The organism is Mucilaginibacter sp. BGA-UO-ETr-C110 (genome assembly GCF_059567985.1).
The window spans coordinates 4,976,406-4,994,373 of the sequence record NZ_JCAQPB010000002.1 but is presented as its reverse complement, the minus strand read 5'-3'; the positions used below and the strand labels follow the sequence as shown (position 1 = coordinate 4,994,373).

At 40.7% G+C, this 17,968-nt stretch carries 13 protein-coding genes; 9 read left to right on the top strand and 4 right to left on the bottom strand.

Annotated elements, in window-relative coordinates:
- The first annotated feature begins 22 nt into the window (after nucleotides 1–22).
- The 6 genes from AC57BQ_RS21400 (at nucleotide 23) to AC57BQ_RS21375 (ending at nucleotide 11,945) form a co-directional block, all read left to right on the top strand.
- The gene (locus AC57BQ_RS21400) at nucleotides 23–3,556 is read left to right on the top strand and encodes an RHS repeat domain-containing protein (protein ID WP_496408193.1); all 3,534 of its coding nucleotides are present in this window, start codon (nucleotides 23–25) and stop codon (nucleotides 3,554–3,556) included.
- Between the two features lie 34 nt (nucleotides 3,557–3,590).
- Nucleotides 3,591–7,199: a DUF6443 domain-containing protein gene (locus AC57BQ_RS21395; RefSeq protein ID WP_496408192.1), complete on the top strand. Its 3,609-nt coding sequence runs from the start codon at nucleotides 3,591–3,593 to the stop codon at nucleotides 7,197–7,199.
- A gap of 3 nt (nucleotides 7,200–7,202) precedes the next feature.
- Complete coding sequence (locus AC57BQ_RS21390; RefSeq protein WP_496408191.1) at nucleotides 7,203–7,619, top strand: hypothetical protein; 417 nt, start codon at nucleotides 7,203–7,205, stop codon at nucleotides 7,617–7,619.
- Between the two features lie 1,243 nt (nucleotides 7,620–8,862).
- Nucleotides 8,863–10,083, top strand: coding sequence for an alpha/beta hydrolase (locus tag AC57BQ_RS21385; protein ID WP_496408190.1), 1,221 nt, complete (start codon nucleotides 8,863–8,865; stop codon nucleotides 10,081–10,083).
- Between the two features lie 256 nt (nucleotides 10,084–10,339).
- On the top strand, nucleotides 10,340–10,681 hold the full coding sequence (locus tag AC57BQ_RS21380; protein WP_496408189.1) for a zinc ribbon domain-containing protein YjdM: 342 nt from the start codon (nucleotides 10,340–10,342) through the stop codon (nucleotides 10,679–10,681).
- Between the two features lie 127 nt (nucleotides 10,682–10,808).
- On the top strand, nucleotides 10,809–11,945 hold the full coding sequence (locus AC57BQ_RS21375) for an acyltransferase family protein (RefSeq protein WP_496408188.1): 1,137 nt from the start codon (nucleotides 10,809–10,811) through the stop codon (nucleotides 11,943–11,945).
- Nucleotides 11,946–12,620: 675 nt separating this feature from the next.
- On the opposite strand, the gene AC57BQ_RS21370 is transcribed toward AC57BQ_RS21375, so the two are convergent.
- Together AC57BQ_RS21370 and AC57BQ_RS21365 are read right to left on the bottom strand one after the other, a co-directional pair.
- On the bottom strand, nucleotides 12,621–13,070 hold the full coding sequence (locus tag AC57BQ_RS21370; RefSeq protein ID WP_496408187.1) for a cold-shock protein: 450 nt from the start codon (nucleotides 13,068–13,070) through the stop codon (nucleotides 12,621–12,623).
- 5 nt (nucleotides 13,071–13,075) lie between these two features.
- A complete protein-coding gene (locus tag AC57BQ_RS21365; RefSeq protein WP_090469705.1) occupies nucleotides 13,076–13,267 on the bottom strand; it encodes a cold-shock protein in 192 nt (63 codons plus the stop codon).
- Between the two features lie 173 nt (nucleotides 13,268–13,440).
- On the opposite strand from AC57BQ_RS21365, the gene AC57BQ_RS21360 reads away from it, so the two are divergent.
- The 3 genes from AC57BQ_RS21360 (at nucleotide 13,441) to AC57BQ_RS21350 (ending at nucleotide 16,467) form a co-directional block, all read left to right on the top strand.
- Nucleotides 13,441–14,124: a hypothetical protein gene (locus AC57BQ_RS21360; RefSeq protein ID WP_496408186.1), complete on the top strand. Its 684-nt coding sequence runs from the start codon at nucleotides 13,441–13,443 to the stop codon at nucleotides 14,122–14,124.
- 220 nt (nucleotides 14,125–14,344) lie between these two features.
- Nucleotides 14,345–15,841: an SIR2 family protein gene (locus AC57BQ_RS21355; RefSeq protein ID WP_496408185.1), complete on the top strand. Its 1,497-nt coding sequence runs from the start codon at nucleotides 14,345–14,347 to the stop codon at nucleotides 15,839–15,841.
- Nucleotides 15,842–15,921: 80 nt separating this feature from the next.
- Nucleotides 15,922–16,467 carry an REP-associated tyrosine transposase gene (locus AC57BQ_RS21350; RefSeq protein WP_496408184.1) on the top strand — a complete coding sequence of 182 codons (546 nt, stop codon included), beginning with the start codon at nucleotides 15,922–15,924 and terminating at the stop codon, nucleotides 16,465–16,467.
- Nucleotides 16,468–16,533: 66 nt separating this feature from the next.
- Here AC57BQ_RS21350 and AC57BQ_RS21345 read toward each other — a convergent pair whose 3' ends face one another.
- Together AC57BQ_RS21345 and AC57BQ_RS21340 are read right to left on the bottom strand one after the other, a co-directional pair.
- Nucleotides 16,534–17,079 carry a hypothetical protein gene (locus AC57BQ_RS21345; protein WP_496408183.1) on the bottom strand — a complete coding sequence of 182 codons (546 nt, stop codon included), beginning with the start codon at nucleotides 17,077–17,079 and terminating at the stop codon, nucleotides 16,534–16,536.
- 221 nt (nucleotides 17,080–17,300) lie between these two features.
- On the bottom strand, nucleotides 17,301–17,966 hold the full coding sequence (locus AC57BQ_RS21340) for a hypothetical protein (protein ID WP_496408182.1): 666 nt from the start codon (nucleotides 17,964–17,966) through the stop codon (nucleotides 17,301–17,303).
- Between the last annotated feature and the right edge of the window lie 2 nt (nucleotides 17,967–17,968).

Here is a 17,968-nt window from a genome sequence, read left to right as displayed (position 1 = left end):
CTTAATATAAACTTATTGTTTTATGAAAATAAATCAACTGATTCTTATTATACTGATACTTGTTACTGTTTTCTGCTGTAAAACACACGCTCAGGGACGGGGAGACACTTCCCCGGAGAATGCACTGCCACGACCAATAATTTCCCCCTCACCTGAAGCCGGGGCTTTAGGTAAATATGGCAATGTTCCTGTAGGATTATTCAAAGGGATGGCCAATATAGATATCCCATTTTATACGCTCACTAAAGGAGACATATCCGTTCCTGTCTCGATTAATTACAGTTCAAGCGGCATAAAAGTCAACGAAATATCGACCAATGTGGGATTAGAGTGGACACTTATGGCGGGCGGTGTAATAGCAGTTTCCTCTGTTGATAAGAGCGACTTTAACCCTGCTTACAGCAGGAATGTGTCTATAGACCCTAAGAATTTCAATCCAAATTCCGGAAGTAGTTCGAGCCCGGATTATATATTTGCCAAATCATATGTGAGCGGTCGGAGCGCGGCAGATCTGGAACCTGATATACTGACCTATAATTTTTGCGGTAGGTCAGGAAAATTCTTCTTTGATACAGACTTACAAGTTGGCCACACAATACCAGCAAGCAGCGTAAAAATATACCGGGGTGCATCCGGTTTTACCATTACGGACGAAAGAGGCACAAGGTATCTGTTCACGTTAACCGAAAGCTCATTCGTTACGGATTCCTGTACTATTGGGACGACGCCAAGAGAAACTGCTTCCAGGAACGACTCCTTTTATCTGACCCAGATCATCGACAGTAAAGGTAATGTCGTTAACCTGACCTATGAAAGCACGGATTATTATTATTCCGAAGGTGTCGAAGAGGCACAATATTTTAGCCAGCTCACCGGAGAATGCGCCTTATTAACAGACCACAATAGCTCCTGTATTAAGGTTAAAACGGTGAACGGTAAACGAATCAAGACCATTAGCGCTGCCGATAATTCAGTGAGCATTTCCTTTAATTATTCCACAGTCGCCAGGCAAGACCTCAACTCGCTGGCAGGAACAGCCAACGTCCCTTCGTCGTTGGATCAGGTGGTAGTGAGTACAGGAGCAAAAGTTATTAAGATGATAGCGCTGACTCATGACTATTTTAAGGCCGGCGGATATGACACTGCGCCAAACAGTATGCAGAAGGCATTGCTTTGCCGGCTAAAACTGACTTCAGTTACCGAGTCCGGAAAGCAGCCTTATATATTGGGGTACTATGAAGCCAATAATTTTCCTGCAAGGATTAATTCGGGTGCCGATTACTGGGGTTATTATAACGGTGGTAGCGGTAACACAAACATTCCCGTTGTTCCAAATGTTGGAAACCCTGGCCGCAACCTGGAGTCTGACTTTGAATCTACCAAGACCGGCCTGTTAACGAAGATCCGGTATCCTACCGGGGGATCAACAACACTTGAGTACGAGCAGAACGATAATTGGGTGTGGAGCAACGTCGCTGAAATGGTTCAGCATAATGTAGACTGCGGAACACTTCCGCATACAACGGATACCTGCTTTTTTCATCTGGACTATGACGTTTATTCCCCAACGATTATCTATAATCTGGACGCTGGCGGTCATGATCCGGGCTTTGCCAGTATCGACGGTCCCAACGGGATTCATTTAGGATATAGTGGACATGGAAGCCAAACATTGAACCAGCCTGGCGCCCTTAATGTTTTTCCTGCTGGTAATTATACGATCATCGTCGAGAACACACTTGGTTTAAGAAGAAACAATATCGGAATTCTTTGGCTTCATTACGAATCGACTATGCATTTGGACCACAATATCATGGGTGGGCTCCGTATTGCCAAAACAATAGATTCAACGGTCGTCGGATTGCCCGTCAAAAAATTTTATAAATACACCCTTTCGGATACCAGTCAGGCGACCAGCCTGTTTTATAACGCGATTACCCCCCAAAACTATGATTACCCTTACAAAGCTTATCATCTGGGTACAGATGGCGGGGTTGTCGAATGTGATTATCATGTGCTCCACTCCGCTCCAATTCCTTTAATCGGACAGGGAGACAGGAATGATTATGGCTATAAGAAAGTTACCATATTGACCGACTCTATGGGGACACAAGGTAAGTCCGTTCATTATTTTTCAAGCGGTGTGAGGGATTTTTCGCTGGCCAGCGGCATAACGGACAAAACCTGGATGGCTGGAATAGAGCGGGCCCAGGAGGATTATTTGTACAATGCGGCTTTGCAGCAATATATCATCAACAGGAGGGTTAAGAACACCTATACAGTAAATTTGAGTTCTGCGTATCTGGATGATAATACCAACCCCTCCCTTCCGCCTAACCAATTCTCTTTATACGGGCTTAAACTAACACAGGAGAGCCCGGAGTTCGTAAAACAGCAACAAGTTACCCTGGCTACCTTTAAAGTAGAGCGGTATCCTGTAGTCTCCTCCTGGTTTTACCAGTCAAAAACCGAACAAACGTTGTTCAATCCGGTAGATACAACCAAGTTCGTGACCACAACGACAAACAACTATTTTGATAATCCTGCTCACCAACAGCTCACCAGGACTGTTGTCGATAAGAGCGATGGTAAATTATTGACCTCAATATCCACTTACCCCAATGATTACACAGCTGGCACCACATTTCTCGATGACATGAAAACTAACCACCAGATCGGGGTGCCGATAGAGCAAGTGAGCTATGTGTACGATGGAACAAATACGAATGTGACTTTGGGAAAACTTACTCCTTATTTGCCAGGGGGAAAGGGACTTATCGATAAAATGTACGTTTTTGAATCTGTAACCCCTGTGCCATTGACTACATTTAAATTTTCGGATAGAGCGTTGGGACAATTACCTTACGGAACTGCTTCAGCCGTGTATGGCATGGATACACATTATCAACCAAGACTCATTTATAATTCCTACGACAGTTTAGGAAACCCATTAACAATATCCCTAACATCCGGTATTTCGGAAAGTTACATTTGGGATTATAAGAAGACCTATCCAATAGCGCAGGTAAAAAATGCCGACAGCCTATCGATTGCTTATACATCTTTTGAGGCCGATGGCACGGGACATTGGGCAATAGGCTCTACCGTACGTGATAATACCAGCGCTATTACTGGTGTGAATTCTTATAACCTTACTAATGGAGCGATGAGTAAGACCGGCCTCACAGCCGCAACCACCTATGTGGTGTCCTATTGGACGCGGAATGCCAGCCCATTCAATATATCGGGAACGATTTCTGGTTATCCTGTAAGAGGTGCAACGAGTAATGGCTGGACTTATTACGAGCACAGAATAACCGGGCAAACCGCGATCAGTCTTTCCGGGATAGGGAATATCGATGAGGTAAGGTTGTATCCTATGGGTGCCCAAATGACGACCTATACATATAATCCATTGGTAGGAATGACCAGTTTAACAGACGCCAAAGGTGAGACAACAACTTATGAGTATGACAATTTCCAGCGGTTGATTAATGTGAAGGACAAAGACGGGAATATCGTGAAACATACGGACTATCATTACCAGGGCCAGTAAACTGAAGGACAAATCTACAAAGACTTAATATACAATGAAAAACATAAAAAGGTTGCTTTTAGCCTTCAGCTTTGGGCTTTGGGCTTTCCATGCAGCAGCGCAAACACCAGTCCAGGTAACGGCCCCGATGACGGGAACACCGGCTGCCGGTTCGTATTTCAGTTACGGCAGTATTACGCTGAGTCCCAACTTCAGCTTTACAGCAGCGCCGGGTAGCAGCTTGAGCCTGTATATCGCCAATCCGGATTGCCAGCCACTGGCGAATAGTTTTAATCAGAACCAGAATTATATTGTCACCTCGATGCCACGGCATGAGGGGATGCAAACGGTAGGCGCTACGCCCAACTCAGGAGATTTTGCGAACAGGACAAGCTGCGAACTGACGCAGACGGTACAGTATTTTGATGGACTAGGGAGGCCTCTACAAACGGTGCAGGTAAAAGGCTCAGCCGGGAATAAAGACCTGGTGCAGCCATTTGTTTATGACCAGTTCGGCAGGGAAGCAACGAAATACCTGCCCTATGCGGCAACTACCGCCGATGGCAGCTATAAAACAGACGCGCTAACTACAGGGACCAGTAGTTTTTATAATCCAACAGGCAGTGGTACCAGCGGAACACAACAAAGCAACGGTATAGTAGTAATTCCACAACCTTTCGCCCAAACGAATTTTGAACCTTCGCCCTTGAACCGGGTAGTAGAGCAAGGTGCACCTGGAACACCCTGGCAGCCGGTTGCAGGGAATACCACCGGACATACGATAAAAATGGGGTATACCACCAATAACCTGAAAGCCTTTAGCATGTCCGATACATCAATAAGCATGCGGGTAACGCTTTATAACGCGACCATCAACAGCAATCAGAGCCGCACGCTAACCATAGGCAATAATACAGTGGGCAATTATTACCCGGCTGGCCAGCTGTATGTAACCGTAAGCAAGGACGAAAACTGGAAAGATACCGGATTTGGTAATTCAAGGGGTGGAACAACAGAAGAATATAAAGATAAAGAAGGCCATGTGGTACTGAAACGTACGTTTAATTATACCGGGGGGGCGCTACAGATGCTATCGACCTATTACGTGTACGATGACCTGGGTAACCTGGCCTTTGTACTCCCCCCACTAAGTGGTGCTGATGCCGGGATCACGACTACAGCTAATCAGCCTGTGCTGGATAACCTATGTTACCAGTACCGTTATGACGAACGTAACCGGCTAAGCCGTAAAAAACTGCCTGGTAAAGGCTGGGAATATATGGTCTATAACAAACTAGATCAGCCGGTGCTCAGTCAGGATTCGATTCAGCGAGCCAGCAAGCAATGGACAGTAACCAAGTATGACGCTTTAGGAAGAGTGATCATGACCGGCTTATGGACGGATGCATCAGCCTTATCACAATCACAGCTGCAAACCAATATCTATAATGCCGCCAGCCAGTGGGATACGCGCAATACCAGTGATACCAATACGGGCTATAGCATCACTAGCTACCCGGCAGTAAGCAGTTCTTTAAGTATCAACTACTACGATGACTATAGTTTTAGCAATATCACCGGGTTTCCTGCCAAATTCAGCACCATGCCATCAGGAGGCAGTACCCAAACCAAGAGTTTGCTTACAGCCAGTAAGGTAAATATACTGGGGAGTACCTATATGCTGTGGGATGTCAACTATTACGACGGGTTTGGCCGTAACATACAAAACTATAAGCAGCACTACCTGGGTGGCGGTACACCCAACGTCAATAACTATGATGTGGTGACCACGGGTTATGATTTTACCAATGCCATCACCTCTACCACACGTCAGCATTATAACACCACGAATACAACAAGCGCGGTACTGACTATCTCCAACTTGTATTACTACGACCACATGGGGCGCAAGTTCCAGACCAAAGAACAGATCAATGGGGGGACAACAGTGCTACTAAGCCAGACCGATTATAATGAGATCGGACAGTTAAAGACCAAGCACCTGCATAGCATCAACAGCGGGTCTTCGTTTTTGCAGAACATCAGCTATGCGTATAATGAGCGTGGCTGGCTTTCGCAGGTTAATGACCCTAATGTAGCCCCGGCGGCAGATAAATTGTTTAGTATGGCACTGAATTACAATACACCGGTGCCCGCGCATAACGGTAGCCCGGAGTACAACGGGAACATTGCCGAACAACTGTATAATAAAGGCAGCGTAGGGCAAAAGTATGTGACCTATAATTACGATCAGCTGAACCGCTTAATAGCGGGCAATTCCGTAGAGGCCTTCAGCGAGAATGGTATCACCTACGATGCCAATGGCAATATCAAGACCATGACCCGCTTTGGGCCCAATGCGGGAACACTGACCTATAATTATGGGATCACCAACCAGCTAGCTTCGGTCAGCGGTGGCGTAACGCGGAGTTATGGCTATGATGCCAATGGTAACGCCACCAGCGATGGCCAGGGCAATACGATCACTTATAACCTGCTGAACCTGCCGGCCAGTATCCCCGGTAAAAGTCTAACTTATACCTATGATGCCAGTGGTCAAAAACTGCGGAAGATCTCGGGTACAACGGTAACGGAATACATAGACGGCATACAATACACGGGAACAGGGATAGACTTTGTGCAGACCGAGGAAGGTCGGATATTGAACCCGACAACTTCGCCGAACTATGAATATACCTTGACAGATCACCTGGGAAATAACCGGGTAACGTTCGACCAGGTAAAAGGCAAGGCGAGTGAAGATGATTATTATCCGTTTGGGTTAAATGTTGCCCGGGGAACAATACCGAGTTTGAGAAATCATTACCTTTACAATAAGAAGGAATTGCAGGATGAACTGAACCAATATGATTATGGCGCACGATTCTATGATCCGGTGATTGCAAGGTGGACGAGTGTGGATCCGCTGGCTGAGAAGACGAGGAGGTTTAGTCCTTATAATTACGGTGATGATAACTCTATCAGAAATATTGATCCTGATGGGATGGAGACACAAGGATGTTGTGGTGGACTGCCAAGTGAGTATGATATCACGGGAAATGACCAATCGATAATAGTTAATCTTTTTGGAGTAATGCGTGACGGTGTAACTTCAGGCTTCAGCACAATAAGTTCAGCTGTAACGTCGCTGACTAGCCGAGGCAATCTTTCAGCAATGGAAGAATCATCCTTTGATTATTCGAGTGGTCAACGTACATTAGTTAATAGCCCTCTTGTTTCTACTCTGGATAAGGCCAAAGCAACAGGTAACGCCATACTTGGTATGGCAAGTGCTATTCCTATGGATGGACCAGCTGCCGGCTTACTTGCTAAAACTACAGGTGTTAAAAGTTCTGTTGCAACTGTTATAAAGGATGCGACACAGGCAGAGAGAACAATAAAGATTTCAGATGTGAAAAGCGCACTATCTGAAGTTCATAAAGAATTAGGGTTAGAAAAGCCTTTGCCCAAAGGAGAAAAAGGAAAGTTTGGAAGCCCAACAGCTGGGGATAAACAAAAAGGGTATCGACTTGATCCCGCCCACCCTGGCAAACCACCGGGGGATAAAGAATCAGTTCCTCATATCAACTTTTGGGATTGGACTAAGGGTAAGAAGGGATCAGGTGGGATATACGGCGCATTTCCTATAATTAAACCTATTTAAACAATGGAGAATTTTAAAAAAGATTTATTTATTAAAACACACAATGTTCCTTTTCAATTTCACGATTTAATTGAAGAGGATATTGTCTCTTTAAAGGATTTTCTTGACGCTAGATTAAGGAATTATGAAACTTCCTTCTTTGAACTTATAAAGAATGCTTTAAAACATAATCGAACGTTTGATGACTTGAATTCTACAGAGGGATTAAACAATGCTCTATCAGCTTTGGGATTATTGCAATCTAAAACTGTTATAGTGATTTGGAGTTATCCTGCCGATATTGATAAGTTTGACTTAAGATATTTAGTGAAAATGTGGGAAGACATATGGTATGGCGAATCTGATGAGGCAGTCTGTTTGTTTTTTCCTGAAACTATAAAGATGATTTTAATTACACACTATAACGTTGTTTATTATTAGCCATAGTTGACATACGCTTGTGTTATATGCACAAGAATTGATAAGTAACAACCAAGCCCAACTACCTTAGCTGGCGCACGCCTGTGGCGTGTGAACAACAAGCAGCAATAACAGTAAGCCCAACCACAGCGTTGGGCTTTTACTTTTTATAAGCTAACCTTGTTTTAGCATGTTGAATGAGGCCATCAATAGAGTAAAATGAGTTACCAAGACATGGTAGGTTATATTATTAAAAGGTACTGAACATAATTGACATGATGAATAATTGAACGGTTTACCTTTTAAGACGAATAGGTTAGAATCACTCCCAACCCATCCACCCCAATCCTCAAAATAGAATTAAATAAGAACAAGCTTCAAATGTCTTATAGAGTCAATTGCAAATCAAATAACACTCTATCTCTTAAAGACAGTAGACAGGCATAGCATTTCAAACCATCTTCAACCACTTTCCGATTTCCTGTTTTTATAACAATCTTACTACTATAAGGGTACTTACAAAAACTCTCAAAAAATAGGAAATAGTTATACTCTGGGATGTTCTCAGTTTACATTCTCACGCAGTTTAAAGCTGCCAATCAAACCTGCACATTTTAAAGTCAACCGGTATAGTAATATAGAAAGTGAAAGTAAAATGTGCTGAACGAAAAGGAAGAGAGAGTGAGATAATAATTATTCAGCAAAGTTAAGTGTGAGCCTAAAATACAAGGCAGGGAATTTCCGGCATAAACACTATCCTACGCACTGCCTTCCATTTATTCCGTTCCTCCTTTCATTTTAATTCATTCTTGCACTTGTTAGGGCACCATAATTATTTATTCACTTTAATCAAAAACATCATGAAAGACACAAGTTGAACCATATGGAAGCATCAAAGGAAATAGCTATATTAGCTAATACAGTTCATTAATTTATTTACAAGGTTACCTTGATAGTACATAGATAGTACAACTCATCATATAGGGCAAATAAAAGGCTTTAGCTTGGTGGAGTCAAAGATATGACCTCAAGCTTACATCGGGAGGGTCACTGGTTCGAACCCAGTAACTCCCACGAAAGCCTGATAGAAATATCAGGCTTTTCTGTTTTAAGGCCTTTTCATAATATGCATGACACAAGTAGCTTTTAATCAATGTTATGAATTATGCAAAAACGTATTGCTGAAAGTAAATTCTTCAAGGATTTTAAATTAAGTGACCAAGAAAAACCTTATTATTGGAGTTAATTCACCATTCCAGATCATATGAAATCCGGTTTCCTAAAAAAGAATTTCACATTCGTATTTTTTATTCTACCGCTTTTTTTTTCATTTAAAGCAAATGCTCAAAAGGCAGAACCAATTAAGTCTGATCAGGGAGAAGTTGTAACGATACATTCCGACATTCTTAACGAAGATCGAAGGATACTGATCTACACACCGAAAGATTCTGCCAATCCCGAGAAAAAATATCCGGTGATATATGTTCTGGATGCCGACAATCATTTCACCCAAATGGTAGAATATTCTAAATACCTCAGCCGACAAGATGTGTATGTTATTCCGCCACTGATCGTTGTAGGAATAACAAATACGGACCGTAACCGTGACCTCACTCCATCTCACAGCAATGCTGATTATTCTGGAAAACCGGATACCACTGCTAATTCCCCGTATAAGAACAGCGGAGGAAACGAGCATTTTTTTCAATTCATTCAGAAAGAACTCATGCCCTATGTCGTTTCAAATTACAAAACTCAACCTTACCGCATTTTTGCAGGACACTCATTCGGAGCGCTGACAACCATCAATTGCCTGATTAATTATCCGGATATGTTCGACGCTTACATTGCCGTGAGCCCATCCTTCTGGTGGGATCAGAAATACCTTCTGAAGCTCGCGGAGAAAAGATTGAAAGCAGGATCAACTTTGTCGAAAACGCTTTTTTTTAGCGATGGTAATGAAGATTCTTCTTCACCTGGATCACCGTTTCATACCGATGTCTTAAAGTTTGATTCCTTGCTCAAAAAGCGAAACATCAAAGGATTAGGTTTCGAATATATGCCCTATCCGATTGAGAGTCATATGACTGTTCCTATTAAATCATACTATGATGGACTTCGATTTATCTATCACCATTGGGATCTTCCTCCGGTAAGTGATAAAGAGGTCAATGCGGAGATCATTATGAAACACTATAAAGGATTATCGCAAAGGTTTGGGTATCCGATTTTGCCTGACGAAGCATATTTCAACAACTGGGCACAATGGTTAGTGAAAAATCCGGCAACCCTAAATAATGGTATTAAGCTACTGGAAATGAATACAATTAATTACCCGTATTCTTCAAGGGCCTTTGCCGCTTTGGGCGCAGCTTATGCTATGAAAGGAGAAAAGCAAAAAGCTATCACTTCATACAAAAAAGCCAACGAGTTGAATCCCACGTCAAATGAAATTAAATCGCGTTTGTTGGAGTTGCAGAAATAATATAGGTAAGCTTTCTACCAATTATGAAAGGTAGTATTAGAAACCTGCCACATTTATGATTTGAACCCAAAAGCTTTTCGGGCTAAATTTACTATTAAACGCGAATCAGACTGGAAATGGTTCGATATATTTACAGTTGGGACCATCAAAAGCCTCACAGAAATGTGAGGCTTTTTTTATGCCTGGCCGCGATAAGCACCTTATATGCGATATTGCCTAAAGTGAGCAATAATTTTACCTTTGTCAAAACTTAGATATGATAGAGCTAACTCCTTGCCCATTGTGCAAATCCACCTTCACGTATGAAATGAACGGTCTGCTGGTGTGTCCCGAATGTGGTCACGAGTGGGGGCCCGAAGAAGATAACACTACCGGGAACGATCAATTTATTGTAAAGGATTCCAACGGCAATATTTTACAAAATGGCGATGCGATAGTAATTATAAAAAATCTCCCGGTAAAAGGTTCGTCACAAAGTATAAAGGCCGGAACTAAAGTTAAAAACATTCGCCTGGTAGATAGCGACCATAATATTGACTGCAAGATCGATGGGTTCGGTGCAATGGCCCTTAAATCTGAGTTTGTAAAGAAAGCATAAGCATAGATTGCTTTTCCTTTCGGGAATACGAAAGAATCGGAGAGAATAGTTCGCCCAAATCTCCCATCAAACAAAAATTAACCTTCCAAATACAAGCTGTTCAATTTTTACTTATTTTACCCGGGCAATGACCCAAAGCCCAGTTTATCTCAAATCAAAAAGCCATTATGAAATCCTCGACGGATTACGTGGTGTAGCCTCTATCCTGGTAGTTGTATTTCATGTATTTGAAACTTACTCCGGCGATCGTTTTCACCAGATCATTAATCACGGCTATTTGGCGGTCGATTTCTTTTTCTTATTGTCGGGCTTTGTGGTGGCTTATGCCTATGATGACCGCTGGGACAAAATGACCCAGTGGGATTTTTACAAACGCCGCCTTATCCGGTTGCAGCCCCTGGTAATTGTAGGTACCATCATTGGCGCATTGCTTTTTTACTTCCAGGCCGGGTCGGCAATGCCACTTGTTGCCGCAACGCCTGTTTGGAAGCTGCTGCTGGTGACGGTGCTTGGCTTTACTATGATTCCGCTGCTTCCCTCCATGGATATCCGTGGCTGGCAGGAAACGCACCCATTGAACGGCGCCGCATGGTCGCTTTTGTACGAATATATTGCCAATATTCTTTATGCAGTGTTCATTCGCCATTTTTCAAAAACGGTACTCACCATATTTGTGATATTATCGGCCGGTTGGCTCGTTAGTTTTTTAGTATGGGGACCGCAAGGCGACGTTATTGGCGGCTGGAGCATTGATAAAACGCAGGTTAGCATTGGCTTTATCCGTTTGCTTTATCCGTTTTTCGCGGGAGTATTGTTAATGCGTATGGGCAAACTGATCCATATTAAAGGAGCATTCGCGGTTTGCAGTTTATTGATTATTCTCTTTTTATCCGTGCCCAGGATTGGGGGGCCCACACATTTGTGGATGAACGGCATATATGAATCATTTGTGATCATCATTATTTTCCCGCTGATTGTAGCTATCGGTGCGGGCGGGAAGCTGGTCAGCAAAAGTTCCATCAAGGTTTGTAAGTTTCTCGGGGCCATATCGTACCCGCTTTATATCACCCATTATCCGCTGATGTATTGGCATATCGCATGGGTAAGCAATAATAAAGTGCCCATGGCCCAGGGCCTTTTGGTAGGTTTGGGATTGGTCATTATCGCTATAGCTATAGCATGGCTGAGCCTGAGATTTTATGATGAACCCCTTCGCGAATGGCTTAGAAAGCGTTTCCTGGTGAAAAAGGCGGTTAAGGATTAAATTAAAGAAACTATTGATAGGGTATCATTTAAACACCCACTTAAGCCTGATAGAAATATCAGGCTTTTTTATGACTAATCTACTCCTTGAGTATAGTAGTCCGAAGTCAGAGACATTCGGACAGCAAGTATTTCTTGCCGACGCATATGCGCTTGTAAAAGCATAAGCAATTAGATAATAATATTAAAGTTTATTAACTATAGTGGTAAATATTATATTAAATATTTGAAATATAATATCTGTTTGGCTAAATTTAAACTAATAATTAACAAATTATAAACCAAACTAAAGAGATGAAAAAATTATTTGAAAAAGCTTCAGCCTTTCAGGAAGGAAAAACGCTTACAAGAGAGCAAATGAAAAATGTTACTGGTGGTATTTCTATTCCGCCTTTATGTTTTAGATGCTGTCCGGACGATCCGTGTTCACCAATACGTCATGTATGCCCACTAATACCTTGTGGAGAGATATAGATAACAGCATCCTATGAAAGTTTGGGGATTCAGGCCTATGATGGACGGTTTTACCATATCATTAAACCGATAGGCTTACGAAATCAGGATCGATGTATTATAAAAAAAGCCTTTAGCGAAAGTTAAAGGCTTTTTATTTTTAGTGATCCAGCGGATGTTCTAAATCACCGGACCATGCGGTTCCATGTGCCAGCAAGCGTATTTATTTTATTTTTACGTTGATTGCGGACAGACCCTTTTGCCCTTGCTCGGTTTCAAAGGTGACCAGGTTATTTTCCTTTAATGGTCCTGCGAGGGCGTTAATATGCACAAAAATACTTTCCTCAGTTTGCAGGTCGCGGATAAAGCCATAGCCCTTTGCTTCATTAAAAAAACTAACTACGCCGTTCCGTACGGTGTCATGTGGCAAATCTTGCCGTTTAGCAATGCCGATTTGAATATCCTCCGAGTTGACCTTTAGTTTCCGTGAAGGGTCGGGCGGGGTGGACGTGATATTTCCATGCTCATCAATATAAGCCATCATATCTTCCAGACTCTTACCTGTACCGGAATTTGCCTTCCTCTCCTCAGCCCTTTCTTTTTTGTCTTTAGCCTTCTTAAGGCGGGCCTTCTCTTTTTCCTTTTTACCGAATGTTTCCGTCGATCTTCCCAATATGCTTAAACTAATTTAACATTAACTGCACCGGGGCCTTTTTTGCCTTCTTCCACATCGAAAGTAACTTCGTCACCTTCGCGGATCTCGCCGCTTAAACCGCTAACGTGTACAAACAAGTCTTTGCCACCATTGCTGGGCGTAATAAAGCCGAAGCCTTTTGATTCATTAAAAAATTTTACTGTTCCTGATGCCATAATATTGTTTTGAATAAAGTTGCAAGGTACGATTTATTTTAGGCATTGTACATATTGGTGTTAAACAGGGCTAAAACTGGAGTTATCCCGGGTCCTTAAGCGGGGAGGAGTTGTTAATAATAGGAATTACGATAAGAATTTGTAAATTAGACTTTTAACCTAAATAACTTATCATGATTGCCAAAACCTTGCCTGTAATGCAATTGGTTAGATTCAGAAGATTATCTGAAAGAAGCCAATCAACTTTTGCTAAAAACTTAATGTTACCTAAAAAAACTAAACCAGAATCAGATGGTGGAGGAGGAAATTACTGGGTAAGAAGCATAAGTGGAATAAGTAATTCTTTTAAGAATAATAATAATGGATATATCCAAGAAAAAATTGATGATGTTGCGAGTGTATATGACTCAACAAAGTCCGAAGCTACAAAAACAATGTACAAAAGGAATCTTGAAATCCTCCATAACTATATTGATTTTGATTTCTCGACCTGGCGCCCTTTAGCAGATCTACAATTTCATGCAAACCCTCAATTAACATTAAGTATTAAAGGCATACCCATACAAATTATTCCTAATCATGTTTTTTCTTATGAAGATAAAGGAGAACAAAAGGTGGGAGGCATTTGGTTTATTTGCTGGTTGGATGGTTTTAAGCCAGGTGATTTAGGGATTTTTTCAGAGGCGTTATTTAGATATTTGTCCTCTCTATACTCAAAAAAATATAAAGTAGATCCCAATTATTGTTCTATAGTGGATATTTCAATTATGAAGTGTTCAAGTTATCAACAAGTTTTAGGGGGTAAAATTGCTCCATTACTTGAAAATACCATTGATATACTCAATAAGTATTTATAAAGCCTCCCTGCTGGCGAACGCATGTGCATCTGATATATATGCGTTTCGATATTGATAGAGAAACACATATGACACACTTACGCCAGCGAGTACGTATTAAAAAGCATATACTGATAACTCGGGATTTAATGACAATCGTCTATTGTGGCTTACGCATTTCTTCACTAAAATTTTATTGGAGTATAATTTTAATACCTTTATAATCAAGATACTATAATAGATGAACATAGCTCACTTTATTTCGAATTACACAAATCATCCTGTTTTGTTTATTGGAACCGGATTTAGCCTTAGATATTTGGAGAACTCATATACGTGGGATGGTTTGTTGGCCAAAATATCTTTTGATCTAAAAGGAAATAATGAATATTATCTTGATTTGAAGGCGGAGTGTGAAGAAGATGGCAGATATAGATTTGAGAAAATAGCAGCTAAGCTAGAAATTGAATTTAATAGAGATTTAAGTGCGGATCGTAATGGTAAGTTTAAAGCTATAAACGACATTTTTTACGAAAACATGTTGCAAAGTATTAATCTCAGCAGATTCAAAATATATATAGGTCAGTTGTTTTCCACATTGCAATATCGGGCGACTAAAAGTGATGAACTTGCCGAATTGAAAAAAATAAGAAAAAATATTAGTTCAATAATTACAACTAACTATGATGGACTAATAGAGGAAACGTTTGAATTTACTAAATTAATAGGTAATGATATTTTATTAAGTACACCTTATGGGTCTGTATACAAAATACATGGGTGTACAACTAATGTAGGCAGATTGATCATTACAACAGCAGATTACACTCACTTTACCCAAAAATATGAGCTTATCCGGGCGCAGTTGCTATCTATTTTTATTCATAATCCAATTATCTTCTTTGGTTATAGTATTGGTGATGAAAATATCAAAAGTATCTTAAAAACTATTTTTACATATATTGAACCAAATTCAGAGCAAGCAGATAAAATTAGAGGGCAGTTTTTACTTGTTGAATATGATCCAAATTCAGCTTCTGAAGAAATTGTTGAACACGATATTGATATGGAAGGCTTTGGGATGATAAGGATTAATAAAATAAAGACTGATAATTTCATCGCCATCTACAAATCTCTTTCAGATCTTCATTTGCCTATATCTGCATTAGATGTGCGTAAAGTACAAGCAATAGTCAAAGAAATATACTCAGGGGGAAACATTCAAGTTAAAGTTACGGAGGATTTAGATGAGTTAAAAAACTCGGTAAAAATTTTAGCGATAGGCACTGATAAGACCATTCAATATCAATTCTCAACAATTGCGGAAACTATTTCCAATTATTTTAAAATCATTGACGAATCCAATTCACAAATTCTTGGCTTGATTGATAAATATTCCATTCCAAGTAATGTTTATTTCCCGATTTTTGCTTTTAGTACAATTAATACACATCTAAGAAGCACCGATAGCCTTAAAAAAAATCAATTGGCAAAACTAACATTGATGTTTAATAGCATAAAATCCACCTGCCACAGTACTCATAGTAAAGTACAAGAAATTTTAGAGGAAGTTCAAATTCCGGCCTCTTCAAAGCCAAATGCAATATTTTGGTCTATTATGGAAGGTAATTTAAATTTAGTAGATGTAGAGGATTATTTAAGGGGCTATCCGAACAAAAAATTATCTGATTATAAGAAAATGCTATGTGCATACGACTATAAAAAGTATTCAGTTTAATTTCTCCCGCTACCGCAAGCGTCCCGCTTGTGGTAAACAAGCATGGTATAAATTACAGAAAAAGCGGCTATTTTTAACAGATGAGTCGTAATTATAAATTTAAAAATGCCGAAGGGTTATACTTTGTAAGTTTCGCTACTGTGTTTTGGATTGATGTGTTTGTCCGGTTGGAATATTTCAGTTGCATAGTCGAAAATCTGAATTTTTGTACTACAAATAAAGGAATGGAAATTTACGCATGGTGTATTATGCCGAGCCACCTACATTTGGTTTTTAAATCAACAATTCAAAAACCTGAGGACCTACTACGCGACTTTAAATCTTTTACCGCCAAACAACTGATCAATTTAATAAAAGACAATAATCAGGAAAGCAGACAAGAATGGTTGCTCAATTCATTTAAAAAAGCCGGGCAGGCCAATAGTAATAATACAGAGCATCAATTTTGGCAGCAACATAATCAGCCAGTTGAGCTATGGAGTGCAGAAGTGATACAACAAAAGATAGATTATATTCATAATAACCCAGTTATATCAGGAATAGTTGAACATGACTATGAATATCTGCATAGCAGCGCACGGGATTATGCAGGTTTAAATGGATTGGTGAATGTAATAATTACATAGCCAAAGCCTTGCACATTTGCCACAAGCGGGACGCTTGCGGTAGCGGAGGGAGTTTAGATACGAGATTCATTCATCAATTGTATGTTTTAGATTTAATTCCCTGTCAATTTTACTGACAAATTCTTTTTCAAAAACATCCGTAAATTTTTTAGCCATATCTTTTGTCACCTTGCCGTTTCCCTCACTGCCGCCATTGTGGTATTTATCATATGCATAACAAATAAATATTTCAGAGTTGGTTGAGGTACCCCAATCTTCATCAGCACCATAGTATCTGAAGGTATATTCATTTATAGTCACACCTGATGTTATTTTTATTGTTACATAATGCTTAATGTCATTATAGAAGTTTTCACCAGCCTGCTGATCACCTGATGATTGAGTGTTGTTAAGAAGTGGGGAACTACCCAAATGATCAAGCGATGTATCCCTATAAATATTGGGATTATTTTTTATAACACTCATTACCGCTTTCTGTAAGTCTTCTTTTTTAGTGGAATATTGATAACCCTTAATAGAACCGTGAGTACCTGCGCTAATAAAACAACCTGTTAAACTAAGTGTAAAACTTATTAAAAAAATGTTGAACCATCTTTTTGCCATCTGCATCATAATTTTGATTTAAATTTTATTACAGGATAAATCTATAATAAAATTTGATCATCTTTTTTGATGCCTTAATAGTAGACATCCAATCCCCCGCTACCGCAAGCGTCCCGCTTGTGGTAAATGTGCAAGACTTTCAGTTACTCAGCATGAAGACCACAAGCGGGACGCTTGCGGTAGCATGCGCAGGTCTGCGGCGTGTGAGTAACAAGAGGATAGTGGGATGGCTATCCAATCATTTTGCCTTCGGGTAAAACCTTCGCCACGATATGCTCTATCTGGTTAAGCTGTTCGGCGCTCAGGCGTTTTAGATTTTCCTGGCTCAGTATGGTATTGTTAATCTGGATATGATTGTTTTGGCTTTTAACAACCGTATTGTTTTGCTGTTTACCGGTTGCGCCAACGGTTTCCAGGTAAAGCCTGGCAGCCCTGATATCGCCCTTAGTTGCAGACTGGAATACTTTGGCCATAAGCATGGGGGCCATTATTTTAAACTGCTCTATTTGCTCGGCATGCCCGGGATGGGTTTGATATTCTTTTAAATGTTTGCTGATGGTTTGCCGGCTCAAACCGGTTTCCTGGGCCAGGTGGTTTTTAGTGGGCATACTGCCATGCTGTTCGGTCAGCCTTGCAATGGCATCGGTGATGGCCTGGTGGTTATATTCCCAGATCTGCTGTTTATTGCTTTCCGGCATAATCGGTTCTATCTTACTCAAAAAATCATCCCTTTCCGTATCCCTTAAGTTTTGCAGCATTTGCGTACAAACCGCTCCTAAATATTGCCGTTCGCCCATATCGAAGTTATCCAGATCATTTACCGTGATTTTTTCCAAAGCCATCAGGGCGGTAATTTTTTTCTCACTGTTTGCTAAAGCTAATTCCTGTGTTTTCATTT

Bases quoted from the DNA above. Each gene is read 5' to 3' on its own strand.
- AC57BQ_RS21400 (WP_496408193.1), top strand. From the start codon at position 23: ATGAAAATAAATCAACTGATTCTTATTATACTGATACTTGTTACTGTT.
- AC57BQ_RS21395 (WP_496408192.1), top strand. From the start codon at position 3,591: ATGAAAAACATAAAAAGGTTGCTTTTAGCCTTCAGCTTTGGGCTTTGG.
- AC57BQ_RS21390 (WP_496408191.1), top strand. From the start codon at position 7,203: ATGGAGAATTTTAAAAAAGATTTATTTATTAAAACACACAATGTTCCT.
- AC57BQ_RS21385 (WP_496408190.1), top strand. From the start codon at position 8,863: ATGAAATCCGGTTTCCTAAAAAAGAATTTCACATTCGTATTTTTTATT.
- AC57BQ_RS21380 (WP_496408189.1), top strand. From the start codon at position 10,340: ATGATAGAGCTAACTCCTTGCCCATTGTGCAAATCCACCTTCACGTAT.
- AC57BQ_RS21375 (WP_496408188.1), top strand. From the start codon at position 10,809: ATGACCCAAAGCCCAGTTTATCTCAAATCAAAAAGCCATTATGAAATC.
- AC57BQ_RS21365 (WP_090469705.1), bottom strand. From the start codon at position 13,267: ATGGCATCAGGAACAGTAAAATTTTTTAATGAATCAAAAGGCTTCGGC.
- AC57BQ_RS21360 (WP_496408186.1), top strand. From the start codon at position 13,441: ATGATTGCCAAAACCTTGCCTGTAATGCAATTGGTTAGATTCAGAAGA.
- AC57BQ_RS21355 (WP_496408185.1), top strand. From the start codon at position 14,345: ATGAACATAGCTCACTTTATTTCGAATTACACAAATCATCCTGTTTTG.
- AC57BQ_RS21350 (WP_496408184.1), top strand. From the start codon at position 15,922: ATGAGTCGTAATTATAAATTTAAAAATGCCGAAGGGTTATACTTTGTA.
- AC57BQ_RS21345 (WP_496408183.1), bottom strand. From the start codon at position 17,079: ATGATGCAGATGGCAAAAAGATGGTTCAACATTTTTTTAATAAGTTTT.
- AC57BQ_RS21340 (WP_496408182.1), bottom strand. From the start codon at position 17,966: ATGAAAACACAGGAATTAGCTTTAGCAAACAGTGAGAAAAAAATTACC.